Below are 26,433 nucleotides of genomic sequence, written 5' to 3' on the forward strand. Positions count from 1 at the left end.
GACGGCACGATGGCACTCCGCTCGATGAACGAGGACGATGAGGTCATCGCCCATCCGGCACCCGGACCGGAACGCTCGCCCAGCCGGCCACGTTCGACATCGTGACGCGCTTCGACCTCGAACGGTCGACCTCGAACCGGGGCATGAAGTCGAGCAGCATGTCGAGCGCGATCCGGCTCTCCAGGCGGGCCAGCGCCGCACCGAGGCAGCTGTGGATGCCATAGCCGAAGCCCAGGTTGTGGCGCTCCAGGGCGTCCCGGCCGATGTCGAACACGTCCGCGTCGGCGTAGGCCCGCTCGTCACGGTTGGCGGCTCCCACGATGAGCAGCACCGCGCTGCCCGCGGGGATCCGCACGCCGTGCAGTTCGACGTCGCGCACGCAGTACCGGACGTTGTACTGCGAGGGCGCTTGGTGGCGGAGGATCTCCTCCGCGGCGGCGGGGATCTTGGTGCGATCGGCGCGCAGCGCGTCCCACTGGTCCGGGTGGTCGGCGAACGTGACGACCGCGTTGCCGATCAGTTTGGTCACCGTCTCGGCACCGGCACCGCCGAGCATCGTGGCGAAGCCGGCGATCTCCAGGTCGTCGAGTGCTGTCCGCTCACCGCCCTCTCGCATGATGTCCGCACGGATCAGGTCGCTGATCATGTCGTCCTGCGGCTCGGCACGGCGCTTCTTGATCAGGTCGTGGTAGAACGCGCCGGTCGCGACGAGGGCCTCCATGCCCTTCTGGGTCGTCCCGATCCTGCCGGGCTCACGCTCCAGGAAGACGTCGAGCCACAGCCGGATCTGCTGGCGGAACTCGGGCGGGACACCGAGCATGCTGGTGATGATCTCGACCGGGAAGAGCGCGGCGAAGTCCTGCACCACGTCGAAACCGGCGGGGTCGCACTGGCCGAGGAACCTCTTGATCTGCGCATGCGCCATGGGCTCGAGCGCGGAGATGGCGCGGGGGGTGAACACCCGGCTGACGAGCTGACGCATGCGTCTGTGCTCGGGCGGGTCCATCATGATCACCAGTGGTGGCGCGGGCTTGCCGGACTGCACCATCGCGAGATCGACACCGCGTGCCGAGGAGTACGTCTCGAAGTCCTTCAGCGCCGCGGAAACGTCCTCGTACCGGGTCAGCGCGTAGAAGTCGTACTTCTCGTTGTAGTAGACCGGCGCCTCGTCGCGCATCCACCTGTAGGTCGGATACGGGTCGACGAAGAAGGCCTCGGAGAACGGGTCGAACTCCACGCCGTCAGCCGCGGTCACGCGGCCTGGACCTTGAGCAGCCGCATCATGGTGCCGCCCATGATCTTGGCGGTGTCCTCCGGGGACAGGCCGGCGAGGCCGTCGGCGAAGGAGAGCGGGTCGGCCAGTCCCTCCGCGTGCGGCCAGTCCGAGCCGAACACGATGCGGTCGGCACCGACCAGGCCGACGAGAGCGGTGACGTCGTCCTCCCAGAAGGGGTTGACGTACACGCACCGCTTGAACGCCTGGACCGGGTCCTCGCTGAACTGGCCGGGCATCCTGCGGTAGACGGTCTCGAGGCTCTTGAAGAACCCCGGCAGCCAGTCGGCCCCGTTCTCGATCGACAGGATCCGCAGGTTCGGGTTGCGCGAGAGCGCCCCATGACAGGTCAGCGCCAGCATCGCGTCAATGATCGGACGCTTGCCCATCGCCGCGCTCCGGAACGCCGTGGGCCGGAACGGCAGGTACTCGCGGCCGGGCTCCCACCCGTTCAGCAGATCGGCGTACCCGCTGTCGGAGGCATGCATCGACACCGGGATGCCGGCCTCGACCGCCGCCTGCCAGAACGGATCGAACTCCGAGAACCCGAACGACCGGCTCCCCCGGTATCCCGGCACCGGAGCAGGCCGGACCAGCACGGTGCGCGCGCCCCGCTCCAGGCACCACCGAAGCTCCTCGAGTGCGCGCTCCACGATCGGGAGAGTGATCACCGGGGTGGCGAAGATCCGGCCCTTGTAGTCGAACGACCAGGTCTCGTACATCCACTCGTTCAACGCGTGGATCACGTCGTGGGTCAGGTCCGGATCGTCCTTCAGCCGTTCCTCGACCAGGCTGGCCAGCGTCGGGAACATCAGGGCGTAGTCCAGCCCCTGCTCGTTCATGACCTCGAGCCGCGGGCCCGGCTCCCGGAACGCCGGGATTGCCTTCATCGGCTCCCCCAGGAGCTCCCGGTAGGACTTGCCCTCCGGATTGCCCGAACGGAAGTACTCCTCCTGAGCCCCCGGCCGCGCCACCACCTCGAACGTCGGATTCGGGATGAAATCACTGATCACACCGCGCACCACGATCTTCGTCCGGCCGCGGATCTCGACATAGTCGATCGCGCCCTTCGCCCGCTCCGGCAGGAACTTGGTGAGCGCCTCCCGCGGCTCGTAGAAGTGGTTGTCGGCATCGAAGACCGGGAGCCCGAGGCTGCGTGACGGCATGTCTTCCCTCAACGTAGGCGTGGCTGCTGATGCGAAAACCCTGCGTACAGCTTTACGAGAATATGCTTACCGAGCAGGAGCAGCATCAAATTACCATCGGGCAGCACATAGCGATACCCATCGACCATCGCCGCTTATCGTCGTAATGACGATAAGCGGTTTCAGAGGAAGCATGAGGGCACGCCGGCGGCCGGTGCCGCCGTCAGATCACCGCCGGGTACGTCAGGGACGGCCGGGTGCGGGAGGCGGCCCTACGAGGCCGGACCGGCAGAACTCCCACATCTTGTCCGGGTCCGAGGCCCCACCGAAGCGAGGCCCGCCCAGGGCGCTCATCAGCGCCGCGCCGACGACCATCTCGACGACGACCGGCGTCAGCTTCCGCGGGGGGATGTCCGAACGCAGGATGCCCTCCTCGGCACCCCGCTCGATCAGCTCCCGGATCATCGTGCCCAACGGGGCGAACGCCCCGAAATATGCTCTGGGCTCCCGCTGCGCGATGCTCACGTGGTACGACGCGAGCGCGCGGTTCAGCCTGTTCCACGGATCGCTGCCGGTGGAGCCGTAGATCTTGTGCACCAGGACCTCCAGGCCGCCGAGCGCGTCCTTGCCCGCGATCTCCTCCCGCCACTGGGACACGGAGTCGGCGATCGTCTCCTCGAGGAGGGCGAGCAGGAGCTCGTCCTTGTTCGCGAAGTACTGGTAGAACGACCGCAGCGACGTGCGGGAACGCTGGACGAGCTCGTGGATGGTGAAGTCGGTGCGCCCGGTCTCCTGCAGCATCTGGGAAGCGGTCACGATGTACCGCCGGCTACGTGACATCGCCTTCGCGCGGGCGTCCCGGAGCGACCGCTCGAGCGCGCGGTCCCGCCACGACGTGTCGGCGTCCTCCCAGGCTTCGGCGGCCTCGCCGTCGGACCGCACCATGTGGCCTCCAGGACTCTGAACCTCTGACGATCCGACTCTGACGATCCGCGGTGACGACCTCACGGGCGCATGGTCACGCCGGCCGATGCCCCGCCGAAAAGCGCCATCTCGCGTCGATGGTACTCGGCTTCTCGAGGGTTACAGAATTCATACCTCTGGGAGTCGGCGCGGATTTACGATCACAGAACGACATAGCTGCTTCTCTGAGAGTCCCACTCCGGTTTACCGCAACATGAGAATCGAACTCTCCCTCGCCTGCGGGCGCCACCCGAGGCGGGCCGATCAGCCTGCGTGTTGCCGGGTCTCCACCACCAGCGTCTGCGCCGACTGCCCGAGGTGTCCCGCGGAGTCGTAGAGGGCGGCCATGCCGACGCCACATCCGCTGGGCTGCACCACCCCCGTGCTCACCAGCCCGATCCAGGGGCCGGCCGGCTCCCGGGAGACATGCAGGCTCAGCTCGGCGTTCATGAAACTCCACCGGTCGAACGGCAGGCTCACGTTCGTCGCGGTGGAGGCGTAGTCCGCCGCGGCCGCCACCCGCGCGATCCCGGGCGTCGCCTCACCGGCGATCACCGGCACCAGCAGGCCGATCCACAGCCCGGTGCACTTCTCGGCGAGATCCGGCGACGTCATCGACCGCACCGACACGGCGCCGCTGTCGAAGCCTTCCCAGCCGATGTACTCGCCGACACCGGGCCTGGGGCGGCTCAGATCCGGCACCGGCATGCCGGCGAACGGATCCGGGTGGCCGAGGACCCCCTCGGGCAGGTCGAGTTCGGTCCGGCGCACCGCCACGCACTGGGCCCGGGCGACCGGCACCTCCCCCGCGAGCAACGTCACGGTCTGCCGCACCACCCGCCGGCCGCCCTCGGCCGGTGCCGTGACCAGGACCATCGGAGTGTTGAGCACGGGCGCCAGCAGGTCGAAGGTCACCCGCACCACCGTCCGCCCCGGCACGTCGATCCCGCTCGCCAGCAAGCCCGCGACGGCGGCACCGTGCAGCGCATCCCGGCGCCACGGACCACGCGCGAGATCGGTCGGAACCACCAGGCCACCGTCGCGCTCGAACAGGCCGCCCCCGGACGTCACGATCCCACCCGCGATCCGTCCGCGACCCGCGGACGCACGGCGGCCGCGGCGACCCCGGGAGCGAGCCATCGCCGGAGGAAACCGCGAAGCTCCGCGGTGCCGCGCGCCGGATCGCCTGGATCGAGCAGGAACGACTGAACCACCCGCAGAGTCCATTCGATCAGCTCGTTCAGCTGATCGGGGCCGATCCCGGCGGCATCCCAGTCCACCGCCGTCTGCTCCAGCAGCCTCCGCCCGATGTCGCGCGCCGTCTCCGAGGTCACGCTCCGCAGCAGCGAATGCCCGCTCCCAGCGGCCAGCAACAACCGCAGGTACGGCTCCCGCGGCACCTGGTGCACCGTGTAGGCCACCGCCTCGACCAGTGCTTCGCCGGGATCGGTGATGGGACGCAGCCTCCGCGAAAGGCGCGACAGGAACGCCCTGGTCCCCTCCAGCGCCGCGGCGATCAGCAGCGCGTCCGTGCTCGGGAAGTACCGGTACACGGTCTGGCGACTGATCCCCAAAGCCGCGGCGACATGAGCGATGGAGGTCGCCCCGCCGTGCTCCTCGACGCACCGGTGCGTCGCGTTCTTGATCCTGAGGATCGCTTCCTCATCGCTGGCGGGCGGCGACCCACCCCATCCATGTGTGCGCACGCGCCCAACGTACCGGCCCCTTGACAGGACACCAAGCGAAATGTGTACTGCCAAGCAACCGGCACCGCCGGCCGGGACGCCACACCCGCCAGCCACGACGAGCCGAGAGCACCCGAACGTCGCACCGCCCCTGCCCGGCATCGGGAGACGGAGCAGACGACGGTGACCCGGTCGCGCCCACCGAGACGACAACCGAACGGACGTGACGGATGGACGAGGTGAAGCAACCGCAGACGGTTCCAGAGGGAGCCGCCCGCGTCGCGGACCTCTGCGACACCGACCTCTCGCTCGCCACGACGTATCAGGCCGGCCCGCCACACGCCGCGTTCGACGTCCTGCGTGCGGCGGCGCCGGTGGCCTGGCAGGACGAGCGGCCGGTCGAGCACCGGGCCAGCGCGGCCTCCAGCGGCCTGCCCGCCCCGCCGTCACCGGGCTTCTGGGCGGTCACCGGCCACGAGCTGGTGCACCAGGTCTCCCGGCAGCCGGGCGTCTTCTCCTCCTACCTGGGCGGAGTCCAGCTGTTCACGGCCGACGAGATCACGCTCGCCGGCCTGCGCCTGATGATGCTCTTCATGGACCCGCCGGAGCACTCCCGGCTACGGAAGATCATCTCCCCCGCGTTCTCGCCACGCGCGGTCAACGCCCTCCGCGAGAGCATCGCGACGCACGCCCGTGAGATCGCCGAGAGCCTCACCGGCGCCGGATCGGTGGACCTCGTCACGGCCGTCTCCAAGGAACTCCCGACCCGCGTGCTGGCGGAACTGCTCGGGATGCCCGAGCAGGACCGGCACCTCATCGTGAAGTGGTCCGACGCCCTGATCGGCTTCGAGGACGCCGAACTCGCCGGCGACCCGACGCAGGCGGTCGCGATGTTCGCGGAGCTCCTCGAGTACGGCAGGCAGGTCGCGGCGGACCGCCGCGCGAATCCCGCCGACGACATCATGTCGCACATCGCCAACACCGACCTCGACGGCGAACGGCTCACCGACGACGAATTCTGCATGTTCTGGCTTCTCCTCATCATCGCCGGCAACGAGACCACCCGGAACTCACTGTCCGGATCGGTCATCGCGCTTCAGGCACACGGGATGTGGGACGACCTCGCCCGCCACCCAGAACGCCTGTCCACGGGCACCGACGAGCTGATCCGTCATGTGTCCCCCGTGATGCAGTTCCGGCGTACGGCGACCAGGGACGTCGAACTCGGCGGCCAGCACATCCGGGCCGGCGACAAGGTCGTCCTGTGGTACACCGCCGCCAATCGCGACCCCGCGGTGTTCGACGACCCGCACGGCCTGGATCTCTCCCGTGACCCGAACCCGCACCTGGCGTTCGGCATCGGCCCGCACTTCTGTCTCGGCTCGCACCTCGCCAAGCTCGAGATGTCCACCATGCTCACCGAGCTGCTCACCCGATACCCGCGGCTCCGCCTCGACGGCCAGGCCAGGCACACCACGTCGAGCTTCATCGCCGGCGTGGAGTCCCTGCCGGTCACGCTGGGGTGACTCCGGTCGTGCTCGAGACCCCCCGTCACACCCGCTCCCGGGAGATGGCCTCCAGGCCGGCGACGTCGTGGGTGGGGGCCGATCGTCCACGAATACTGGTCGTCCTCCGAGGGAGCCGGCTTCACCTTCATCACCTCGGCCGAGTGACTCCAGCACCCGGGCTCGGTCGGACGGCCGCTGCCGGGCACCCTGCACATCCGCGACGCCGACGGGGCGGGAGCCGCCCCCCGGCGAAGCGGGCACGATCTGGGCAGAGGGCATCGCCGACTGGTGTGCCACCCGGCTGGCTCGTTACAAGTGCCCGCGCCGGGTTCGCCGACGCATTGCCGCGTTCGGACACCGGCAAGCTGTTCAAGCGAGAACTGCGCGACCGGCTTCTGCGGAACGCCCAGGGCTGACGGCGGTTCCGGTGCCGACGAGAGGAGAGCTCACGTCTCGGCCGTGGTCTGCGGACGGCCGGGAATGTGCTGCCCTGGCCGGAGGGGCACGACCGCGAAGGACAAGGTGGCGACCGCGGCCAGAACGTCCCGCCCCTCGTCACGCACCTCCACCTGCATCACGATGAGCGACCTCCCGCGCCGCAGCACCCGCGCCGTCGCGTGCGCCGGGCCGACCGTGACCGCGGAGAGGAACTTGATGTTCATGTCCGCCGTGGCGGCGCTGTCACCGTCGGCCAGCGCCTGGCCCGCCGCACGGCCGGCGACGACGTCGACGAGGGTCGCGATCAGGCCGCCCTGCAGGCCACCGCGCACATTCGTCACCCGGGGAGTGACCGGGAGGATCATCGCGAGGTCGGCGCCCTCCGGTGTGTCGACGTCACGCATGGCGAGATGGCCGAGTACGTGGTTGGCATGGTCGACGACGACCTCCGTACCCGCGTGCTCGTCACCTGGCCGTCCGTTGGCTGCGGCTCTCATGGGGACCTCCCGCTCGTCGTTCCCGGAGGGTCGCACCGGAAATCATCTTCTCAAATTAACAGAACTTCAGTCTCCTTCGTCGGCCTACCAGCTCCGGCCACCGCCCGCGCGGCCGATGGCGGCCTGCTCGTGGAACGTCCTGCCGATCCAGGTCATCACGCTCACCGGATCGCTCGCGTCCAGATCGTCGGCCGCCATGACCGGCCGGAGCGTCTCGGTGAAGCTCGCCGTCACGATGGTGCTCCCCGACGAGGTCGCATCCCTGACCGGCTACCTCGTCTCCCGCCGCAACGGATACGTGACCGGCGCCACCGTCAACGTGGACGGTGGCACGGACTTCCTCTAGCGTCCTGCCGTGGCACGCCGGGAGCCGCGCAAGCGCCGCCGGACCGCCGGCGATCCGTCTCGGGCTACGTGCCGTCCGGTCCGCTCGGTCCGCCCTGCCTGTGGTGTCCGGCGAACCAGAGGACGGCGTCCCTGACGCTCTCCTCCAGTGGTCGAGGACGCCACCCGAGCTCCTCGCGCGCCCGCGTCGCGTCCAGCGGACCGAAGATCTTGGCCAGTGTGATCGAGTCCGGGCAGAGCCGCTGGTCGCGGAGTCCCCGGGCACGGCACAGCAGATGGTTGACCTGGGCCGCCAGCTGAGCCGTCCACGGCGGCAGCGACCGGGGCGGCCGCTCGCCTAGGACCCGCGCGGCCAGGGCGTGCAGCTCGACCTGGGTCGCGTGACCGCCGGCCACGATGTACCGGGTGCCGATCTCGCCCTTCTCCTCGGCGAGCAGCAGTGCCTCCGCGGCGTCACGGACGTCCACCCAGGGCACCCCCGCCTTGAGGACGAACGGCAGCCGGCCCCGCGCCGCCTGCCACAACAGCTCGCCGTGCGGCGTCGGCTGCCGGTCGTCCGGCCCATAGGTGTTGGCCACGCACAGGGCGACGCCCGGCAGGCCCCGGTCCCGGCAGTAGCCGAAGAGCTTTGCCTCACCGTCGGCCCTGGAGCGCAGGTAGTGGGGCGCGCGCTCGTACCAGTTGAAGGCATCGTCCTCGGTCACCGGCCGCCGCGCGTTGAGCCCGATCGTCCCCACCGTGCTGGTGTAGACGAAGCGGGAGACGTTCGCCTCCAGCGCCGCCTCGGCGGAGTTGACCAGGCCGTCCACGTTCGTGCGGTAGAGCGGCGCGGGATCCGTCAGCCACGCGCGAGTGTCGACCGCGCAGTGGAAGACCGTCCCGCAACCCGGTACGGCCTCGCGCAGTGACGCGGGATCGGCCAGATCGCCGGCTCTCTTGTCGTACCGCAGGCCGTCCAGCCCGGAAAGATCACTGGTGGGCCGCGCCAGGATCCGGATCTCACGGCCTCGCGCGGCCAGCGCCCGGACGACGTGACCGCCCAGGAAACCGCTGGCGCCGATGACCAGCGCGGGCCTGTCCTCGTCGGCCATCCCGGCTCCCTCCAGAGGTCGTGTGACTCTTGCATGAAAAGAGGGCGCCGGCGAGCGGGAGTGCAACGGCGCCCGCCGCGCCGCCTTCACCCGGCGACGGCGAGCGGCCGCACCCGCCGCTAACTCATCGCCCAGATGGCCTTGTCCTCGCTGTTCATGGCCGCAGGCGCGTAGATCGGGGTGCGGCGCCTGCTCTGTCGCATGTGGGCGATGTGCGTGGGTGAACCGCCGGAGATCACTGCGAGGGCCTCGTCGACATCGGCCACCTTGACCTCTGCCACCTGGGCCTCTGCCACCTTGACCTCGGCCTCCGCCGCCCTCTGCGACTCCGGCAGTGCCGGCGCCGGGGTCGCCGCGCGCATCCGGACCTGGGCGCCGGCCAGGTCGAGCAGGTCGATCGCCTTCCCCGGCAGCGGCCGGTCCGGCAGGTGCCGGTCGGCGAGTTCCGCGACCGTGACAAGCACCTCGTCGGGTATCGAGATGCGGTGGTGCGCCTCGTAGCGGTCACGCAGCCCGTCGAGGATCTCGACGGTCTGTGCGACCGTCGGCTCGGTCACCTGGATGAGCTGGAACCGGCGCTCGAGGGCCGCGTCCCGCTCCTGGTAGCGCTGGTACTCCGCGGGTGTGGCGGTGGCGATGACCCGCAGTTCCCGCTGGGCCAGCATCATTTTCAGGACCGATGCGGCATCGAAGGTGCGCTCCGCGGTTCCGGCCCCGGTCAGCGTATGGATCTCATCGATGAACAGGACGACGTCGTCGCGAGCACCGACGGCCGCCCGGAAGCCGTTCAGCCGCTCTTCGAAGTCGGTCCAGTGCCGCGAGCCGGCCACGAGCGCGGCCAGGTCGAGGGCGTAGAGCTCGATGCGGCTGAGGGATTCGGGCACCTCGCCCCTGACAATGTGCTGGGCCAGCCCCTCGGCCAGGACGGTCTTGCCCACGCCGGGCTCGCCCACCAGCATCGCGCTGTTCCTGGTCCTGAGCATCAGCGCCTGGGTGATCTGTGCGATCTCCGTGCTGCGCCCGACCACGGGATCGAGCCTGCCCTCCCGGGCCTCGGCGGTGAGACACCTGCCGAAGGTGTCGAGCACGGAGAACATGGCGGGGGCGGCCTCGGGCGACTCCCCGACCGCGGGCGACTCCCCAACGGCCGGCGACTCCCCAACGGCGGGCTGTTCCCCGGCGGCCGGCTGCTCCACGCCCTGGTAGCCGTGCAGCAGGACGACGACCTGCTGACGGACCCTGTTCAGGTCGGCGCCCAGCTTGACCAGCACCTGGGCGGCGACGCCCTCACCCTCACGGATCAGGCCGAGCAGTATGTGCTCGGTGCCGATGTAGTTGTGGCCGAGTTGCAGCGCCTCGCGGAGCGAGAGCTCCAGCACCTTCTTGGACCGCGGTGTGAACGGGATGTGACCGGACGGCGTCTGCTGCCCCTGCCCGATGATCTCCTCGACCTGCTGACGCACGGCCTCGAGGCTGATCTCCAGGCGCTCCATGGCCTTGGCGGCGACGCCCTCGCCCTCGTGTATCAAGCCCAGGAGGATGTGCTCGGTGCCGATGTAGTTGTGGTTGAGCATCCGGGCCTCTTCCTGGGCCAGGACGACGACCCGCCGCGCGCGGTCGGTGAACCTCTCAAACATCGGTGCCTCCGGGCGGCTCGTCGAGCAGGGCGGCCAGGTCATCCCGGGCACGCCGGGTGTGCGGATGGTCGGCGCCGAGGACGCGTTCGCGTACCGCGATCAGCTCACGCAACAGCGCGACCGCCTCGTCCCGCTCACCGGCCATGGTGAGATTGCGGGCCAGCATGTGGGCCGTACGCAGGGTGTGCGGGTCCTCGGGGCCGAGAACGCGCCTACGGTCGGGCAGCAGTATCCGCAGGATGCCTATGGCCTCGTCGCGGTAGCCGGCCTCTCCCAGGTTGACTGCCAGGAACTGCCGCGTACGAAGCATGTCCTCCGTATCGGCGGGTTCCTTCTGCGACCGTTCGGCCAGGAGTTCCCGGAGCATCGCGGCACCCTCCAGCGGGGCCCCCGAGCCGCCTATCCCGTGTGCCAGGGACTGCCGCGTACGTAGCGTGTCGGCATGGTCCGGCCCGAGGACCCGGACCTGCTCCGCGAGGATCACCCGGAGAAGTTCGACGGCCTCGGTCCAGTCGCCGCTCTCACCGCGTGCCACCGCCGCGGCATGACGTTCCCGCAGGAGCGGCGCCGCGGTCGCCGCGAACGCCCGGTTGCGGGCGAGCGCCAGCAGATCCGCGTTACGGGTCCCGCGCTTCTGCGGCTCGGAGAGCCCCTCGGCCTTCATCGTCATCGACAGCTGCCGGTACAGGTCGTCGATCGTGAGCAGTTCGGGCCCGTCACCGACGCCCTCGCGCAGCAGCCGGAGCAACCTCCCGGTGAACGCCGTGTGCTCCTCGTCGGGCAGGATCAGCGCAACCTGGTCTCGCTGCGCCGAGGCGAGCACGTAGGTGCCGTCGATCTCCATCTGACCGACCACCGCGGAGACGGGATCCGCCATCGTGTCGGTGACGACCCGGCCGGAGAAACAACAGTCCAAGATAATGACCTTGGTCTGGGCCGGACTGTCCAGCACCGCGCCGCGCAGCTTGTCGTACTCGAGTGAGTTGAACTCCGGATCAGCCCACTCGCTGTCCGGCAACGCGAGATACAGATCGTGCCGCTTGCCGCCGACCAGGCCGTGCCCGGTGTAGAACACCAGCAGAAGGTCCTCGGCCTGTCTGGCCGCCGACCGCACTTCCCGGCCGATCAGACCGATGTTGCTCACATCCGTCAGAACCGTGCAGTGCTCCGGTGGAACCATGCCGTACGCCGGGTCGGTAAGAGCCGCGGCGAGATCCTGAACGGTCCTGGTGACGACCGGCAGGTCCGGCAAATTCTCATCGGTGTACGTACTCGCGCCGATCAGCACCAGGCGGGAACGCTGCGGTTCCGGGAAATGGGCGCTACTCATCGGCATCGCTGTGCTGCAGCACCTCGCGTAGCAGCGTCTCGATCCGCGCACCGTCCACCCGATCAGCGTCGATCTCGATGACCCTGCCGGCTTCGCCCTTTACCCGGATGCGCACCTGCGACCGGCGCGGCTGCGTCAACCACGTACTCAGCGACTTGCCCAGCACCGTCAGCGCACCGCCCGATCCGACCGCCACCACCAGCACGTCCAGCGCCGCACCGAGCTCACCTGGCCGGGGAGCCGCACCCTCACCCCTGACCCGGCCCGCGAGTTCCGGCTCGCCCCGAAGCCAATCGCCCAGGGACTCGACATCAGCCCCCGGGGCCCCACCCACCAGCGAAATACGAAACTCCACGCCTCCCCCTTTGCCAACACCCCGACCCGATCCCAAGTCTGAGCCCAAAGAGGATAAAAGCGAAAGGTGTCTCGCCAAACCGCGCACACCCTGACGCATCGCCGTTACCGATGGGGGCAGCACCGTCGCGCCATCGAGTTTCGGCCGAAATCAATCAGCCTGCCGCATGGCCGATAATCCCGGATCGCATCGGATGGAACGCCATTAGTTCAACTGGTCCAACTGGCTCAACGATGGGCCGCCACTTCCTGGACAGAAGATCCACCTCGTGGATCCGGTCGGGTCGCGTCACGACCTTCACGGGAGGGGAACAGGAAATGGACCCGATCGGATCGCCGGCGAGCGGCGTCCGGTGCCGACGCCGGCGGCAGGTGTCACCGGGGACGACGAGAGACATGTCGACGGCCCTCATGTGATCGCGGGCGCTACATGAGATCGCGACGGCCACCGCGATGCTCGGGGTGCTCGGGGTGCTCGGGGTACTCGGGTGCGGCCGGTGTCGCATCCGCCTCGGCCGCCACACCCAGAGATCGAGTCCAGGGCGCGCCTGCGCCTCGAGCTGCCCGGACGAGCCTCCTAGCCGACAACCAGAATCGGCTTGACAAATAGATTTGTCGGTGAGAACGTATGGGCATGTTCGAAGTCGCAATGACCGAAGGCTCGCCGGACCGGCTCTCAGCCCGCTGGCTGCTCGCCCTGGCCGCCCGGCTGGTCCGTGACGTGGCGGCGCTCGTCACCGGCGCCGACCAGGCCGGCAAGCGGGTCGCCACGTTCGCGATCGACGGTCACGTGCGGTTCGCCTCGGCCGCCGACCGCGCCGCCTTCACTCGCGAACTCGCTGCCGCGGTCACCGCCCTGATGACCGAGTACCACGACCGGACGGCCCCGCAAGGACGCGACCACCACGTGGTCATCGCCGTCCACCCCACCGTCCACCCCACGACCGGCCGGACACCGACGGCCGACACCCACACCCACACCGACAAGGAGCTCTGACATGACCACCACCGCCGCTGCCCCCACCACCGCTGCGCAGACCGCCACGGCCGCCGCCGCCCCGCAGACCACCCGCACCGCCCGCACCCGGCGTGTCCGAGGCCTCGCCGTCGCCACCGCCACCGTCTCCGCCAGCGTGCTCTACCTCGCCGCCAAAGCAGCCGGCACCGACTTCACCCTCACCGACCCCGGCAAGACCCAGCCCCACCCCCTCATCCTCCCCGAGATCACCATCTTCGCCCTCGTCTTCGCCCTCCTCGGCTGGGGCACCCTCGCCCTGCTCGAACGCCTCACCCACCACGCCCACACCATCTGGACCACCCTGGCCACCACCGTCCTGCTGCTGTCCTTCGCCCCCATCGGCATCGAACACGCCACCACCGACACCAAGATCATGCTCACCCTCATCCACCTCACCGTCGCCACCGCCCTCATCCCCATGCTCCGCACCCGCCGCCACACCACCACCAGCTGACAACCACGACACACCCCGCACCACAACCCAACAACCCACCCCACCAACACCCACCCGACCAACCCACCCGAGCAACCCCCAACCACCAACACCACACCCCAGGAGCCAGACCCATGCGCATCGTGATCATCGAATTCATCAGCCTGGACGGCGTCGTACAAGCCCCCGGCGGACCCGACGAAGACACCCACGGCGGCTTCACCCACGGCGGCTGGTCCACCCAATTCTTCGACCCCGACACCGTCGGCGCCGCCTTCACCGAAACACTCACCAAAGCCGACGCCCTGCTCTACGGCCGCCGCACCTGGCAGAACATGGCCGCCGCCTGGCCCGAACGAGCCGGCGACCCCTTCGCCGACCAAATGAACGCCATCCCCAAATACGTCGTCTCCAGCACCCTCAACGACAACGACCTCACCTGGAACAACACCACCCGCATCCCCGGCGACCAAGCCACCACCCGCATCCAGGAACTCCACCAACGCAACGGCGGCGACCTCGTCGTCATGGGCAGCCCCACCCTCGCCCGCACCCTGCTCAGCCACGGACTCGCCGACGAACTCCGCCTCATGATCGAACCCATCATCCTCGGCGGCGGCAAAAGCATCTTCCCCAACGACGGAACCTCCACCACCCTCGAACTCATCTCCACCACCACCAGCACCACCGGCGTCCAGGTCAACACCTACCGACCCACCACCAAGCCCTAACCCACACCAGCACCACCACCGCGGTACCCCCACCAACAGGGGGTACCGCGGTTTCGTCGTACACGACGAGGAGCTCCGCCGGCCTCAACTGCGGGACGTTCCCCCGCATGCCCGATGGCCGCCGCCCGACCCGGCCCTATCCGAGCCGGGGAACGACCGTGGCGGCCAGACGCTCGGCCTGTTCGGCCTGATCGAACATCGGGGTGAAAAGGATCAGTTCGGCGCCGGCCTCGGCGACCTTGCGCAGCTCGCGGACGCAGTCGTCCGGCGTGCCCGCGACCGCGGCGGCCTCGATGTCCTCCGACCGGCGTCCGTAGAGCCGCTCCAGCTCGGTGTTGATCCGTGTGCGCGCCCGCCCGGCGTTGTCGTCCACCGCGATGTAGACGCGCTTCGCGATGGGGAAGTCCTCCGGTGGCCGCCCCGATTCGGCGAGCGCCTCTCGTACGATCCGGACCTGGTCGGCGAACTTCGCGGTGGGGGACGAGCCGGCGCCGAAGAAGCCGTTGCCGAGCCGTACGGCCCGTAGCAGCGCGCTCCGGGCGGCACCGCCGAACCAGATCGGCGGGTAGGGCTTCTGGTACGGCTTGGGCTCCATCGCCGCATCCTCGAGCTGCCAGAACTCCCCGTCGAAGGTGACGCGGGACTCGGTCCACAGCGCCTTCATCAGCGCGAGTCCCTCGGTGAACCGCGCGACGTACCGGTCAGGATCAACGCCGAAGGCGGCGAACGGCCGCCTCCTGCCACCGGTGCCCACGCCGACCTCGATCCGCCCGTGACTCAGCTGGTCCAGCGAGCTCAGGCTCTTCGCCAGGTGCACCGGGCTGTGCAGGGTGGACACGAACACCACGCACCCGAGCCGCAGCCGCTCCGTGCACGCGGCCGCGTAGGTCATCGTCTCGACCGGCCCGAGCTGCGGATGCGATCCCAGCACCTGTTCCTGGGTCCACGCGCTGTCGAAGCCGAGTTCCTCGGCCCGCGTGAGATAGGTGCGGAACCCGGCCGGATCGAACGCGCCGTCGGCGTAGAACTGAGGGATCGAGATCGCGAACCTCATACACCGCATCGTATGCGCGTACGCGACACCGGGAGTCTCCGCTGCGGTACGGGCCCGGAAGCGGTACGTCCAGACGGCAACTGCCAGGTGGCGGCGGCACCACCTGTCAAAACTTTGCCTTAACCAGGGACGTTATGCGCGATTCATTGACTTGTAGAAGGTGAACACCTCACATTCGGGGGACAGAGGTTGAACTGGAACCGATCAACGATTCGAGCTCGGAGAACATCGGAACACGGCGCTGTCGCGGCACTGGTGTGCATCGGGGTCAGTGCGCTCGCCCTCCTGTTCGCGGGCAGCCATGAGGCCGACGCGGCCCAGGCCCGGGCCACCAGGGCCTGGAATCGCGTGGTTCCCCTCATCACCCAGGGCCCGCTCCCGTCCGTACTGCCGGGCGGCAAGGACGACGTGATCCAGGTCCTGGACGCACACGGCCGGCCGGCCGCGGCGACCCGGCAGCTCGCAGGCAAGCCGCCGATCGCCACCTTCCGGTCGACCAGCGGAGATGTGCGCGCCGCACGGGCACTGTGCCCTCCGGCCGGGCTGAAGGGCTGCATGACCGTCGTCTCGTACAAGGTCTACCAGCCGGACGGCATCTGGATGCTGTACGTGGCGGTTCCGGTGGTCCCCTGGTACGGGAGCACCCCACTGCTGTTCCTGGCGATCGGGGTGTCCCTCCTGGTGACCACGATGATGGCCGCCGGGACCTTCCGTGCGGTCAGCAAGGACCTCGCTCCGGTGAACGCCATCCGGAGGGAGCTGGCGGAGATCACCGCGACCGGACTGCACCGGCGGGTACCGGTGCCGGGCAAGAACCAGGACGAGATCAGACTGCTGGCCGAGACGGTGAACTCCACCCTGGACCGCCTCGAGGGCGCCTACCGGCAGCTGCGGCGTTTCACCTCCGACGCCTCCCACGACCTGCGCAGTCCGATCACCGCCATGCGGCTCCAGGTGGAGGAGGCGCTCATGCATCCGGACGAGACCGACTGGCCGCGGACGGCGACCGCGGGGCTGGCCGAGATCGAACGGCTTCAGGCGATCGTGACCGACCTGCTGACCCTGGCCCGCCTCGACGCCCGTGCCCCGATCACCCGCGATCGGACCGATCTGGCCCGGCTGGTGGGTGACGAACTGGACCGCCGCACCTACCGGATGGAGATCGTCAGGGACCTGCGGCAGGACGTCCTCATCGACTGTGACCGGCTGCGGATCTCCCGGGTACTGGTCAACCTGCTCGACAACGCCGACCGCCACGCCACCTCGAAGATCACCGTCATCGTCCGGCCCGACGGCCCCACGGCCGTGCTGGAGATCATCGACGACGGCGCCGGCATCGCCCCCGAACAACGCGAGATGGTCTTCGAGCGATTCACTCGGCTCGACGCCTCCCGCCACCGCGACGCCGGCGGCACCGGACTGGGCCTGGCGATCGCACGCGAGATCACCGAAGCCCACGAGGGCACCCTGACCATCCAGGACAGCGAACGCGGAGCACGCTTCGTCCTGCGTCTCCCCCGGCTGCGTATGCCCCTCCCGGCCGCTGACCCCGGTGACGCGCTGAGGCGGGATCGACTCGGGATGACACCGGCCTCCCCCGCGGCCGGGGACGGTGCGGAGGTCAGCCGCGGCGCTGGGCGTCTTCGAGGTGACGCAGGACGGCGGTGACCCGCCGGTCCGCCCGGTCGGTGGGGGCCAGGTCGAGCTTGGCGAAGATGCTGCGGATGTGCTTGTGGACGGCCCCTTCGGTGACGAAGAGCCTCTCGGCGATGGCGGTGTTGCCCAGCCCCTCGGCCATCAGGGCGAGCACGTCCCGTTCGCGGGGGCTCAGCCGCTCCAGGGCGGCGTCCGGGCGGGTCCGGGTGAGCAGTTGCGCGACGACCTCGGGGTCGATGGCCGTACCTCCGCCGGCCACGCGGTGCAGTGCGTCGAGGAACTGCTCGACGCGGCCGACCCGCTCCTTGAGCAGGTATCCGAGCCGGATGGCACCGCCGGCGAGCAGCTCGGTGGCGAAGGCCTGCTCGACGTAGGCGGACAGCACGAGCACGGCCAGGCCGGGCCGGCGGCGCCGGGCCTCGACGGCCGCCTTGATCCCCTCGTCGGTGTGGGTCGGCGGCATCCGCACGTCGACGATGGCGACATCCGGTTCGTGCGTCTCGACGGCCTTCAGGAAGGTCTCGGGACCATCGGTGGTGGCCACCACGTCCAAGGACTCCGCGCGCAGCAGCAGCGCGAGTCCTTCGCGCAGGAGCGGGTCGTCCTCGGCGATCACGATCCGCATGGCAGCTCCACCTGGAGAGTCGTCGGCCCACCGGGTGGGCTGGTCATGGTGAGTTGGCCGTCGTGGGCCTCGATCCGGCGGCGGATGCCGGTCAGCCCGGAGCCGCCGTGTTCGTCCGCGCCGCCCTTGCCGTCGTCCTCGACGAGCACGAACAGCCGGCCGCCTTGGCGGCGGACGGTGACGGTGGCGTGACCGGCCCCGCTGTGCCGGGAGATGTTGGTGAGTGCCTCGGCGACCAGGAAGTAGGTGGTGGCCTCGACCGAGGCGGCGCACCGGCCGGGTACCTCGACGTCGACCTGGCACGGCACTGCGCAGTCCGCCGCGAGCCCGACGAGCGCGCCGGCGAGTCCCCGGTCGGCCAGGACGGGCGGCAGGATGCCGCGCACGACCGTACGGAGCTCGGCGAGTGCCTGCTCGGCGGCGTCCTGGGCGCGTTCGAGCATGGCCTCGGCGCTGGAGGGGTCCCGGGCCAGCGCCCGGCGGGTGACGCCCAGCAGCACGGTGACGGCGACCAGCCGGTTCTGGGTGCCGTCGTGCAGCGAGCGCTCGATGCGGCGCAGCTCGGTGGCATGGGCGTCCAGCGCCGCCGCGCGGGTGGCGGACAGTTGCGCGACGCGCAGGGACAGGTCGGTGTCGGCGGTGGGCGCCAGGAGCCGCCGTCCCGGCCACGCTTGCAGCCGGGCGATGCCGGGCCCGAAGAGCAGGAAGCACACACCGAGGCCCACGCCCAGGATGGCGACCCCCGACGCACTGGCGGAGTCGTGCACGGTCCAGAAGACCAGGTTCGGAGAGACGCTGTCCGGGCCCAGCATCCGCCACCACAGCGGGAACGTGACGTCCTGTATGGCGTTGAGCGGCAGGGTCAGCCCGGCCATGCTGACGAACAGGCCCAGCGTCCCGTGCACGAGCACCCAGTACAGTTCCCGCCGGACGGCCGGATCGGCGAGGGCGGCGCGTGCGTGGGCCGGCGCGGGGCCCGCGCCGATGATCTCCGGCCCCCATCGGGACAGCCGCGCGCGCTCCCGTTCGGCGGCGGCGCGGACCACGCGGGGCACGGTGGGCACCAGGAACAGGCCCACCCCGATGACGCACGTGACCGCGGTCAGGATCAGCCACACCAGGGCGGCGAACGCCAGCAGCGCGGTACCCAGGCCGCCGACGAGGTGTTCGAGCGCGTTGAGGACGGCACGGGCGCGGGCGATGGCGTTCCATCGGCCGGCCCGTTCGCGGGCGGCCGATTCAGGCTCGATGACCGGCATGTGCACCTCCCAGACCAGAGACCGTAGGACATCTGGTTGATCTCCGTCAGAGGTCCGGCAAAGGAGTACAGCCTGCTGTACCAAGGCCGGCCAGTTGGCTGGATCGTCCGGCCGGGTCGCGGTTCCTAGCGTTGTGCCGTGTCAACGGAGGCATCGACGAAGGAGCGCACGTGATGGACCCCTACCGGATTTCCGAGGCGCCCCAGGCCTCTCCCCCAGCAGCGGACGCGAGTGCCCAGGGCGGGATCGTACGTCCGGTGCTGTGGCTGGTGCTGGTGGTCAGCACGGCAGCCAACGCGGTGGCCTCGACCACCGGCATCAACATGTTCGTGGGGATCGGGTCCGGGCTGGTCGCCCTGGCCAGCGCCATCGCCCTGAGCGTCCACCACTACCAGCACCGGCGCCGATGAGCACCGCGATCGACCACGGGCACCGGCAGCCGACCGGGCTGGTGCCGGCCGTGGCCCTGGAGCATGTCACCAAGACCTATCCGGGCGGCGTCCGGGCGCTCGACGACGTGTCCCTCACCGTGCGGCCCGGCACGTTCGTCGCGGTGATGGGGCCGTCGGGGTCGGGCAAGAGCACGCTGATGCACTGCGCCGCCGGACTGGACACGCCGACCGCCGGCACCGTCTCCATCGGCGGCATCGGGATCGGCGGGCTGAACGAGACCCGCCGGACCGTGCTGCGCCGGGAACGCGTCGGCTTCGTGTTCCAGTCCTACAACCTCGTGCCGTCGCTCAGCGTCGCGGACAACATCACGCTGCCGCTGCGGCTGGCGGGCAGGGCACCGGACCAGGACTGGCTGCGGACCCTGATCGAGCGGGTCGGGCTGGCCGGCCGGCTGGCACACCGCCCCGCCGAGCTGTCCGGCGGCCAGCAGCAACGGGCCGCCATCGCCAGGGCGCTCGTGACGAAGCCCGCGGTCGTGTTCGGTGACGAACCCACCGGCGCGCTGGATCTGCGTACCGCCCGCGAGGTGCTCGATCTGCTCCGCGACCTGGTCGACGGCCTCGGTCAGACCGTCGTGATGGTCACCCACGATCCGGCTGCCGCCGCGCGGGCGGACCTGGCACTGGTCATGGCCGACGGACGGGTCGTCGACGCGCTGAAAGCGCCCACCGCGGCCGAGCTGGCCCACCGCATCACCACGCTGGAAACGGAGTAAGCGATGCTGTACCTGGCTCTGCGCATGGCCCGTCATCGGATCGCCGCGCTGCTGGCCATCGCCTGCGCCACCCTCGGGGGCGCCGCGTTCGTCACCGGCATCGGCGTGCTGGCCGAGTCCGGGGTGCGCTCGCACGCACCGGTCGGCCGGCTCGCCCAGGCCGACGTGGTCGTCTCGGCCGGCCAGACGTTCGCGCCGGACGGGGACATGCCGATCGCGCTGCCGGAACGCGCGCGCGTACCGGGCGACCTGGCCGACCGGCTGGCGCGGCTGCCCGGCGTCACCGCGGCGACCGCCGACCTGAGCTTTCCCGCCGCCGTCGCCGACGGGCGCGGCGGGGTCGTACCGGTCAGGGATCCACGGGCCGGCGGGCACGGCTGGGCCTCGACCGCGCTGCTGGACCACCCGCGCGTGGCCGGCTCGGCACCGGCCGGTCCACGCGAGGTCGCCCTGGACGACGACACCGCGGCCGCCGCCGGCGTGGCACCGGGCAGCCAGGTGTCGGTGATCGCCGCCGGCCACCGTGCCACGTACCGCGTCTCGGCCGTGGTCACCACCGCCGGAGACGGGGTCTTCTTCGCCGACCCCACGGCGATGCGGCTGGCCGGCCGCGGGCAGGGGGCCCGGAGGGGCACCGTCGACCTGGTCGCGTTGCGTACCGCATGGCGCGCCCGTGCCTCGGTCGCCGCGGCGGCCCGCGATCTCACTCGGGACGACGGGCTGATCGTGTCCACCGGACCGGCCCGGGGCGACGTCGAGTCCCCCGACGCGATGGCCGCCCGGAGCGTCCTGCCGCTGCTCGCGAGCTCACTGGCCGGGGTCACCCTGCTGGTCGTCGGGTTCATCGTCGGCGGCGCGCTGGCCGTGTCCATCGGAGCGCAGCGACGGGACCTCGCCCTCATGCGGGCCGTCGGGGCGACCCCGCGGCAGGTCCGCCGGCTCGCCGCCGCCCAGGCCACCCTCGTCACGCTCGCCGCGCTGGTGCCCGGTATCCCCCTCGGCTACCTGCTGGCGGAACGGTTCCGGCTGCTGCTGGTGTCGGCCGGGATGCTCCCGTCCGAACTGCCGCTGAGCTTCAGCCCCCTCCCCGCGGTCGCCGCGGCGCTCCTGCTGGTCGCCGTCGTACGGGTGTCGGCCCGGTGCGCGGCCTGGCGTACCTCCCGGCGGCCGGCCACCGAAGCGGTCGCCGAGTCGCACAGCGAACCCCGCACTCCCTCGAAGCGCCGGGTCTTCGCCGGCGTGCTGCTGCTGGTCGGGGCGAACACCGTCTCGGTCGCGCCGCTGCTGGCACGGTCACAGGCCGGGGCGGCGGTGACCGCCCTCGCCGGCATCCTGGCGACGATCGGCCTCGCACTGCTCGGCCCGGCGCTGGTCAGCGGGATCAGCCGTACGCTGGCGCGGAGGCTGCCCGGGGGCGCCTCGGCGGCGACCTGGCTGGCCGTGGCCAACAGCCGCGGGTACGCCCTGCGCGTCGCCGGCGCCGTCACGACCCTCGCCATGGCCGTGGTCTTCACCCTCACCTACGCCCTGACCCAGACCACCGTGCTCGAGGCCACCTCCGGCGACGTCCGCGCCGGTACCCGGGCGCAGCTCACCATGAGCGCCCCCGGCCTCGGCGGCCTGCCCGATGACCTGACGGCCGCCGTACGGGCCACGCCCGGAGTGCGGGCCGCGGCCCCGGTCACCGCCACCACGGTCCTGTGGCCCAATCCGGCGGCGGGAGAGACCGACTCCGGGTCCGCGCTGATCCTGACCCCGGCCGCGCCGGCCGTCCTCGACCTCGATGTGCGGGCCGGCAGCCTGGCAGATCTCAGCGGCGACACCATCGCGGTCGACGCCGGTACGGCCAGGTCACGAAGGGCGTCGGTGGGCAGCCGGCTGAGCCTGGTCCTCGGCGACGGTGCCCGCGTCGACGCCCGCGTGGTCGCGGTCTACGCCCGGGGCCTCGGTTTCGGTTCCGTGGCGCTCTCCCACGACCTCGCCGCCGACCACACCACCACCGGACTCGACCAGAGCCTCCTGATCCGTACCGACGGCACGGACACGGCTCGGCGCGGCCTCGCCGCGCTCGCCGCGTCCCGTCCGGGGCTGGCCGTCTCCGTGAACGACACCGGGTCCGCGCCGGGAGACGGCAGCGCCGTACCGCCGGAATTGTGGATCAACATCGCCGTGCTCGCGGTGCTGCTCGGCTACCTGCTCCTCGGCATCGCCAACAAGCTCATCGCGACCACCGTCCAGCGCCGCCACGAACTCGCCGCGCTCCAGCTGATCGGCGCCACCCCGGGCCAGATCCGGTCGATGATGCGCCGGGAGGCGGCACTGATCTGCGCCGTCGCGCTCGGCACCGGCCTCCTGGTGTCCGTCGTGCCGCTCGCCTTCCTCGGGATCGGCTTTCTGCACCGCCCCTGGCCGGCCGGGCCGCTCTGGCTGCTGCCCACCGTCGCCGTCGTGGTGGCCGGAATCGCCTTTCTCACCGTCGAGCTGCCCACCCGCCGGGCGCTGCGTACCCCACCGGCTCAGGCCCTCACCCGTGGCTGACGGCGGTTGGGCGCATCTGCCAGCGATCTGCTGCCCGCGAGCCATGGCCCGCAGGCAGATTGGCGCAAAAAGCCGAAGGCACACGCTTTGCCGTGACGCGGTGATCGCTAGGTTGCTCCCATGTACGTCCGCAAGATCCGGCCAAGAGCTCGCTGGTCATCGCCGGCAGAGGACGTCGTTTCGGCGCCTTCCTCATCGACGGGCTGATCCTCGGTGTGATCCAGCAGGTGCTGTCGGCGATGTACGACCCTCCAGACAGACCTTGCACGACAAGATCGCGGAAACCGTCGTCGTGAGCGGGCCGGGGAACACCGGCTCGGCTCACCCGAGCGGGTGAGTCGGCGACCCGACCTGCGGGCCACGGCCGGAAGGAAGATCGATCAGGCGGGGGAGGCCGCCGGACAGGGCTGTCTGCGAACTTCGAGGGGCGGGCGACAGCGTCCGCACAGAGTCCCCGAGGAGACCAGATGGCACCCCGTACCTCCCCTCCCAGGATCGTTGCGGCGGCCGTGGCCGCGGCCGGGATCAGCGGCATCGTCCTGCTCGCGGTCACCGGCGGCGCCGCCGCTCTCGCCGACTCGCCCGCTCACGTGACGAGCGCCGGCGGTCAGGCCCTCACCGGGAAGCCGAAGGAAGGCCACGTCACGGGCGACGCGTGGGTGAGGTTCTCCGTCGACCCCGGCAACCCGCTCCGGCGTTTCATCTTCGACGCGCACGGCAACGCGTTCAAGTTCGTCGACGGGAAACTGGTCATGGGCGACGCCCACGGGACCGTCAGATTCAACCACCCCGCCGAGGACCCGGACGGCGTCGTCCGGGACCACTGGGGCACCGTCGACGTCGACTACGTGATGACCGGCGGCCCCGTCGCCGTCGTATCGGGGACCAGCTCCGGAAACGTCGGCTGGCCCAAGGGCACCCGGATGTCGTTCAGCGTCTACGCCGACCCCCGGGGCCACGAACACGACCGGATGGGGTTCTCCGGGGGGGTCGTCGACGGCCGATGCCACCGGATGGGCATGGCCCCCGCCCCGTTCACCTCCTATGTGTCCGGTAAGGGCTACACCGTCAAGCACGCCGACGTGCCCCTCCCACCCGAGGGCGCCGAGGGGCCCGCCGACCCGCCGCCCTGCACCGGCGCCTGACATCGCCGAACCCGCCGATCATCCGTGACCCGCGGGAGCTCACCGGGTCACGGATTCCCTGTCCGAGCGGGTGGCCGGCAGGCGCAGGACGAAGTGGGCTCCACGGGGGCTGTCCTGGATGGTGAGCGTGCCGTGGTGCGCTTCGGCGATCTGACTCCCGATGGCCAGGCCCAGCCCGGTGCCGCAGGGATCCAGTTCACGGGAGTCGTCCAGCCGGGTGAAGCGCTGGAAGACCGTCTCGTGCTGGTCGGCGGGGATGCCCGCGCCGTCGTCGATGACCTCCAGGAGGGCCATGGCGCCGGCGTGCCTGACGACGACGCTGATCTGTGAGTCGGCGTGGCGTTCGGCGTTGTCCATCAGGTTGGCCACCACCCGGCAGATCCTCATGCGGTCGCACCGGGTGAACACGCCCTTGGCGAGATCTCTGCTGATCTTCTTGTTGCGGGGGCGCTGGTCCAGCTCGGTGGCGACCAGTGCGGAGAGATCGGTCACCTCGCGGGCCAGCGGCACGCCGGCGTCCAGCTGGGCGACGACGAGCAGGTCGCTCACCAGTGCCTGCAGGCGTTCCACTCCCGCCATCATGCTGCCGGCCGTACGCGGCCATTCGGTGTCCTCAGGGGACATCAGCGCCTCCTCCAGCTGGGCGCGGATGGCGGTGATCGGGCCGCGCAGGTCATGTGAGACATCAGAGGTGTAATTGCGCAACTTCTCATGTGCCGACTCGAGCCGGTCCAGGGTGGTGTTCACCGCCTCGGCCAGCAACCGGACCTCCTCCGGAGTCGCGGGCACCGGAACCCGCCGGTGGAAGGCGGTGGCGGTGATCTCGGCCAGCTCAGCCTGGATGGCCTCCATCGGAGCCAATGTCCTGCCGACCAGCTTGTAGGTGCCGACACCCGCCACCCCCGCCACCAGCGCGGACAGCCCTCCGAGCACCCCGATCAGCGCCCAGTTGCCGTAGATGGGCACCACCGGTCTGGCCGAGTAGACCATCCAGTTCCCCTCCGGCTGGTAGAACCGCAGCGCCGCCACGGTCATGCACCCCTCCAGCCCGGTCGGCGGGCACAGATCCCGGTGGGTGATCAGTTCATCGCCATCGGGCCGGAACGAGGCCATCGGTGGCCTGCCGGCCGACCGGGCGGTCGCCGCGACCACCCTGCGGCCGGCGTCCAGGACCTGGACGGCTGCGGCCTCGTCTCCCGGCAGCACGCGCGGCAGCCGGTCCTGCTTGACCAGCGGCACGACCTGCTCCCCTGCCTTGACCGCCGCCCGCGTGTTGTCGGCGACATCGCGGCCATGGGCGCCGATCACCACCATCACGCTGAACCCGGCGCACACCACCGCCGACCCCACCGCGTGGAGCGATGCCCTGTGCATCCGCAGCGACCGGTCCACCGTAGGAGCACCCGCCCTCCCGCCGGATCAGTGAAAGACCTCTCCCACAGCATGGCTCCGATGCCGGGCAAGACCACTCCAAGACATCACCAAGATCCAGCCTGGCGCCGACCAGTGGGTCACCCGGACGCACCCACCACCGCAGCATCTTCTCTTCCACTCAGATGCGGGTATTTTCAGCTCTTCAGCTCGTATGTACCCGGCTATCCACTCTTGGAGCCTGGATTCTGCGGGAGTAAGGTCGGGCGAGACAACGTTCCGGCTCGGCGGGACGGTCCCATCCACTGAGCCCTCGGCGGGTCCTTGCCAAAGGAGACAACCAGGTGATCGGTCGCAGACTCCGTCCCGTTCAGGCGTCGCTCGCGGTGCTCGGTGTGAGTGCGGTGCTGCTCGCCGGCTGCGGCGGCACCGACGACAGCTCCTCAGCCTCGCCCAAGGCCGGCGGCGGAAAGACCGTCACCGTGCTCGCCGCCGCCTCCCTGACCGGAGCCTTCACCCAGCTCGGCAAGGCCTTCGAAACCGCCCACCCCGGGGTGAAGGTCACCTTCAGCTTCGGCGGCAGTTCCACCCTGGCCACCCAGATCACCCAGGGCGCCCCCGCCGACGTGTTCGCCGCCGCCAGCCCCGCCACCATGAAGACCGTCACCGACGCCGGCCTCGCCGACGGGCCACCCCAGGTGTTCGTCCGCAACCGGCTGGAGATCGTCACGCCCGCCGACAACCCCGGCAAGGTCACCTCACTCAAGGACCTGACCAAGCCCGGGCTCAAGGTCGTGCTGTGCGCCGAACCCGTCCCCTGCGGAGCCGCCGCCAAGAAGGCCCTGGCCGGCGCCGGGCTGACCGTCAAACCGGTGTCCCTGGAGCAGGACGTCAAGGGAGCACTCACCAAGGTCACCACCGGCGAGGCCGACGCCGCCCTCGTCTACCGCACCGACGTCAAAGCCGCCGGCACCAAGGTCAAGGGCATCGACTTCCCCGAAGCGGCCAACGCCGTCAACGACTACCCCATCGTCACCCTCACCAAAGCCCCCCAGCCCGCCCTCGCCAAGGAGTTCCTCCAGTACGTACTGTCCCCGCAGGGCAAGTCCGTGCTGACCGCGGCCGGATTCGAATCACCCTGAGGACCGCCCCATCTACCTGCCTATCTA

At 70.3% G+C, this 26,433-nt stretch carries 24 protein-coding genes and 1 pseudogene; 11 read left to right on the top strand and 14 right to left on the bottom strand.

Features of this window, described 5'->3' with window-relative positions:
* Window positions 1-43: 43 nt before the first annotated feature.
* The 5 genes from ACRYCC_RS38350 to ACRYCC_RS38370 form a co-directional block, all read right to left on the bottom strand.
* Entirely contained in the window at window positions 44-1,255 is a 1,212-nt protein-coding gene (locus ACRYCC_RS38350; protein WP_433818983.1) for a cytochrome P450, read from the bottom strand.
* On the bottom strand, window positions 1,252-2,439 hold the full coding sequence (locus ACRYCC_RS38355) for an amidohydrolase family protein (protein ID WP_433818984.1): 1,188 nt from the start codon (window positions 2,437-2,439) through the stop codon (window positions 1,252-1,254). Before ACRYCC_RS38355 ends, ACRYCC_RS38350 begins: the two co-directional genes overlap by 4 nt.
* A 222-nt stretch (window positions 2,440-2,661) precedes the next feature.
* Window positions 2,662-3,363, bottom strand: coding sequence for a TetR/AcrR family transcriptional regulator (locus tag ACRYCC_RS38360; protein ID WP_433818985.1), 702 nt, complete (start codon window positions 3,361-3,363; stop codon window positions 2,662-2,664).
* 282 nt (window positions 3,364-3,645) lie between these two features.
* On the bottom strand, window positions 3,646-4,452 hold the full coding sequence (locus ACRYCC_RS38365; protein WP_433818986.1) for a thioesterase family protein: 807 nt from the start codon (window positions 4,450-4,452) through the stop codon (window positions 3,646-3,648).
* On the bottom strand, window positions 4,449-5,087 hold the full coding sequence (locus ACRYCC_RS38370; protein WP_433818987.1) for a TetR/AcrR family transcriptional regulator: 639 nt from the start codon (window positions 5,085-5,087) through the stop codon (window positions 4,449-4,451). The genes ACRYCC_RS38365 and ACRYCC_RS38370 overlap by 4 nt, the downstream gene beginning before the upstream one ends.
* 209 nt (window positions 5,088-5,296) lie before the next feature.
* On the opposite strand from ACRYCC_RS38370, the gene ACRYCC_RS38375 reads away from it, so the two are divergent.
* Window positions 5,297-6,592 (top strand): cytochrome P450, encoded by a 1,296-nt coding sequence (locus tag ACRYCC_RS38375; protein WP_433818988.1) that lies wholly within the window; start codon window positions 5,297-5,299, stop codon window positions 6,590-6,592.
* 428 nt (window positions 6,593-7,020) lie between these two features.
* On the opposite strand, the gene ACRYCC_RS38380 is transcribed toward ACRYCC_RS38375, so the two are convergent.
* Window positions 7,021-7,509 carry a PaaI family thioesterase gene (locus ACRYCC_RS38380; protein WP_433818989.1) on the bottom strand — a complete coding sequence of 163 codons (489 nt, stop codon included), beginning with the start codon at window positions 7,507-7,509 and terminating at the stop codon, window positions 7,021-7,023.
* A gap of 196 nt (window positions 7,510-7,705) precedes the next feature.
* Between ACRYCC_RS38380 and ACRYCC_RS38385 the strand changes: the two genes are divergently transcribed.
* Window positions 7,706-7,855: a hypothetical protein gene (locus ACRYCC_RS38385; RefSeq protein WP_433818990.1), complete on the top strand. Its 150-nt coding sequence runs from the start codon at window positions 7,706-7,708 to the stop codon at window positions 7,853-7,855.
* Window positions 7,856-7,919: 64 nt separating this feature from the next.
* Here ACRYCC_RS38385 and ACRYCC_RS38390 read toward each other — a convergent pair whose 3' ends face one another.
* From ACRYCC_RS38390 to ACRYCC_RS38405, 4 genes and pseudogenes are all read right to left on the bottom strand, one after another.
* The gene (locus ACRYCC_RS38390; RefSeq protein ID WP_433818991.1) at window positions 7,920-8,945 is read right to left on the bottom strand and encodes an NAD-dependent epimerase/dehydratase family protein; all 1,026 of its coding nucleotides are present in this window, start codon (window positions 8,943-8,945) and stop codon (window positions 7,920-7,922) included.
* Between the two features lie 248 nt (window positions 8,946-9,193).
* Window positions 9,194-10,582 (bottom strand): annotated as a pseudogene (locus ACRYCC_RS38395) (Clp protease N-terminal domain-containing protein); the annotation flags it as partial.
* Window positions 10,575-11,912, bottom strand: a complete 1,338-nt coding sequence (locus ACRYCC_RS38400) for a caspase family protein (RefSeq protein ID WP_433818992.1) — start codon at window positions 11,910-11,912, stop codon at window positions 10,575-10,577. The pseudogene ACRYCC_RS38395 and the gene ACRYCC_RS38400, both read right to left, overlap by 8 nt.
* Complete coding sequence (locus ACRYCC_RS38405; RefSeq protein WP_433818993.1) at window positions 11,905-12,267, bottom strand: effector-associated constant component EACC1; 363 nt, start codon at window positions 12,265-12,267, stop codon at window positions 11,905-11,907. The genes ACRYCC_RS38400 and ACRYCC_RS38405 overlap by 8 nt, the downstream gene beginning before the upstream one ends.
* 633 nt (window positions 12,268-12,900) lie before the next feature.
* Between ACRYCC_RS38405 and ACRYCC_RS38410 the strand changes: the two genes are divergently transcribed.
* The 3 genes from ACRYCC_RS38410 to ACRYCC_RS38420 all read left to right on the top strand — a co-directional run bounded on the left by ACRYCC_RS38410 (window position 12,901) and on the right by ACRYCC_RS38420 (window position 14,448).
* Window positions 12,901-13,263 (top strand): hypothetical protein, encoded by a 363-nt coding sequence (locus ACRYCC_RS38410; protein ID WP_433818994.1) that lies wholly within the window; start codon window positions 12,901-12,903, stop codon window positions 13,261-13,263.
* Window position 13,264: 1 nt separating this feature from the next.
* A complete protein-coding gene (locus ACRYCC_RS38415; protein WP_433818995.1) occupies window positions 13,265-13,738 on the top strand; it encodes a DUF6069 family protein in 474 nt (157 codons plus the stop codon).
* Between the two features lie 113 nt (window positions 13,739-13,851).
* A complete protein-coding gene (locus ACRYCC_RS38420) occupies window positions 13,852-14,448 on the top strand; it encodes a dihydrofolate reductase family protein (RefSeq protein ID WP_433818996.1) in 597 nt (198 codons plus the stop codon).
* 136 nt (window positions 14,449-14,584) lie between these two features.
* Here ACRYCC_RS38420 and ACRYCC_RS38425 read toward each other — a convergent pair whose 3' ends face one another.
* Window positions 14,585-15,502 (bottom strand): LLM class flavin-dependent oxidoreductase, encoded by a 918-nt coding sequence (locus ACRYCC_RS38425; RefSeq protein WP_433818997.1) that lies wholly within the window; start codon window positions 15,500-15,502, stop codon window positions 14,585-14,587.
* 255 nt (window positions 15,503-15,757) lie between these two features.
* Between ACRYCC_RS38425 and ACRYCC_RS38430 the strand changes: the two genes are divergently transcribed.
* Window positions 15,758-17,170, top strand: coding sequence for a sensor histidine kinase (locus ACRYCC_RS38430; protein ID WP_433818998.1), 1,413 nt, complete (start codon window positions 15,758-15,760; stop codon window positions 17,168-17,170).
* Here the strand turns inward: ACRYCC_RS38430 and ACRYCC_RS38435 are convergent.
* Together ACRYCC_RS38435 and ACRYCC_RS38440 are read right to left on the bottom strand one after the other, a co-directional pair.
* The gene (locus tag ACRYCC_RS38435; protein ID WP_433818999.1) at window positions 17,124-17,783 is read right to left on the bottom strand and encodes a response regulator; all 660 of its coding nucleotides are present in this window, start codon (window positions 17,781-17,783) and stop codon (window positions 17,124-17,126) included. The two genes, ACRYCC_RS38430 and ACRYCC_RS38435, sit on opposite strands and share 47 nt — an antisense overlap.
* Window positions 17,771-19,042: a sensor histidine kinase gene (locus tag ACRYCC_RS38440; RefSeq protein WP_433819000.1), complete on the bottom strand. Its 1,272-nt coding sequence runs from the start codon at window positions 19,040-19,042 to the stop codon at window positions 17,771-17,773. Before ACRYCC_RS38440 ends, ACRYCC_RS38435 begins: the two co-directional genes overlap by 13 nt.
* A 173-nt stretch (window positions 19,043-19,215) precedes the next feature.
* Between ACRYCC_RS38440 and ACRYCC_RS38445 the strand changes: the two genes are divergently transcribed.
* From ACRYCC_RS38445 to ACRYCC_RS38460, 4 genes are all read left to right on the top strand, one after another.
* Window positions 19,216-19,452, top strand: coding sequence for a hypothetical protein (locus ACRYCC_RS38445; protein WP_433819001.1), 237 nt, complete (start codon window positions 19,216-19,218; stop codon window positions 19,450-19,452).
* Window positions 19,449-20,210, top strand: a complete 762-nt coding sequence (locus ACRYCC_RS38450; protein WP_433819002.1) for an ABC transporter ATP-binding protein — start codon at window positions 19,449-19,451, stop codon at window positions 20,208-20,210. Before ACRYCC_RS38445 ends, ACRYCC_RS38450 begins: the two co-directional genes overlap by 4 nt.
* A 3-nt stretch (window positions 20,211-20,213) precedes the next feature.
* Window positions 20,214-22,748 (top strand): FtsX-like permease family protein, encoded by a 2,535-nt coding sequence (locus tag ACRYCC_RS38455; protein ID WP_433819003.1) that lies wholly within the window; start codon window positions 20,214-20,216, stop codon window positions 22,746-22,748.
* 467 nt (window positions 22,749-23,215) lie between these two features.
* A complete protein-coding gene (locus ACRYCC_RS38460; RefSeq protein WP_433819004.1) occupies window positions 23,216-23,893 on the top strand; it encodes a hypothetical protein in 678 nt (225 codons plus the stop codon).
* Between the two features lie 39 nt (window positions 23,894-23,932).
* Here ACRYCC_RS38460 and ACRYCC_RS38465 read toward each other — a convergent pair whose 3' ends face one another.
* Window positions 23,933-25,285: a sensor histidine kinase gene (locus ACRYCC_RS38465; protein ID WP_433819005.1), complete on the bottom strand. Its 1,353-nt coding sequence runs from the start codon at window positions 25,283-25,285 to the stop codon at window positions 23,933-23,935.
* Between the two features lie 323 nt (window positions 25,286-25,608).
* Between ACRYCC_RS38465 and modA the strand changes: the two genes are divergently transcribed.
* Window positions 25,609-26,406 carry a molybdate ABC transporter substrate-binding protein gene (modA, locus tag ACRYCC_RS38470; RefSeq protein WP_433819006.1) on the top strand — a complete coding sequence of 266 codons (798 nt, stop codon included), beginning with the start codon at window positions 25,609-25,611 and terminating at the stop codon, window positions 26,404-26,406.
* Window positions 26,407-26,433: the final 27 nt, after the last annotated feature.

The organism is Actinomadura scrupuli, from assembly GCF_050971785.1.
Lineage (GTDB): Bacteria > Actinomycetota > Actinomycetes > Streptosporangiales > Streptosporangiaceae > Actinomadura_E > Actinomadura_E scrupuli.

Excerpts from the sequence above, each read along its gene's own strand:
- ACRYCC_RS38380 (WP_433818989.1), bottom strand. The coding sequence starts at position 7,509 with ATGAGAGCCGCAGCCAACGGACGGCCAGGTGACGAGCACGCGGGTACG.
- ACRYCC_RS38390 (WP_433818991.1), bottom strand. The coding sequence starts at position 8,945 with ATGGCCGACGAGGACAGGCCCGCGCTGGTCATCGGCGCCAGCGGTTTC.
- ACRYCC_RS38360 (WP_433818985.1), bottom strand. The coding sequence starts at position 3,363 with ATGGTGCGGTCCGACGGCGAGGCCGCCGAAGCCTGGGAGGACGCCGAC.
- ACRYCC_RS38420 (WP_433818996.1), top strand. The coding sequence starts at position 13,852 with ATGCGCATCGTGATCATCGAATTCATCAGCCTGGACGGCGTCGTACAA.
- ACRYCC_RS38455 (WP_433819003.1), top strand. The coding sequence starts at position 20,214 with ATGCTGTACCTGGCTCTGCGCATGGCCCGTCATCGGATCGCCGCGCTG.
- ACRYCC_RS38460 (WP_433819004.1), top strand. The coding sequence starts at position 23,216 with ATGGCACCCCGTACCTCCCCTCCCAGGATCGTTGCGGCGGCCGTGGCC.
- ACRYCC_RS38385 (WP_433818990.1), top strand. The coding sequence starts at position 7,706 with ATGACCGGCCGGAGCGTCTCGGTGAAGCTCGCCGTCACGATGGTGCTC.
- ACRYCC_RS38450 (WP_433819002.1), top strand. The coding sequence starts at position 19,449 with ATGAGCACCGCGATCGACCACGGGCACCGGCAGCCGACCGGGCTGGTG.
- ACRYCC_RS38425 (WP_433818997.1), bottom strand. The coding sequence starts at position 15,502 with ATGAGGTTCGCGATCTCGATCCCTCAGTTCTACGCCGACGGCGCGTTC.
- ACRYCC_RS38355 (WP_433818984.1), bottom strand. The coding sequence starts at position 2,439 with ATGCCGTCACGCAGCCTCGGGCTCCCGGTCTTCGATGCCGACAACCAC.
- ACRYCC_RS38410 (WP_433818994.1), top strand. The coding sequence starts at position 12,901 with ATGTTCGAAGTCGCAATGACCGAAGGCTCGCCGGACCGGCTCTCAGCC.
- ACRYCC_RS38415 (WP_433818995.1), top strand. The coding sequence starts at position 13,265 with ATGACCACCACCGCCGCTGCCCCCACCACCGCTGCGCAGACCGCCACG.
- ACRYCC_RS38440 (WP_433819000.1), bottom strand. The coding sequence starts at position 19,042 with ATGCCGGTCATCGAGCCTGAATCGGCCGCCCGCGAACGGGCCGGCCGA.
- ACRYCC_RS38375 (WP_433818988.1), top strand. The coding sequence starts at position 5,297 with ATGGACGAGGTGAAGCAACCGCAGACGGTTCCAGAGGGAGCCGCCCGC.
- ACRYCC_RS38400 (WP_433818992.1), bottom strand. The coding sequence starts at position 11,912 with ATGAGTAGCGCCCATTTCCCGGAACCGCAGCGTTCCCGCCTGGTGCTG.
- ACRYCC_RS38445 (WP_433819001.1), top strand. The coding sequence starts at position 19,216 with ATGGACCCCTACCGGATTTCCGAGGCGCCCCAGGCCTCTCCCCCAGCA.
- ACRYCC_RS38435 (WP_433818999.1), bottom strand. The coding sequence starts at position 17,783 with ATGCGGATCGTGATCGCCGAGGACGACCCGCTCCTGCGCGAAGGACTC.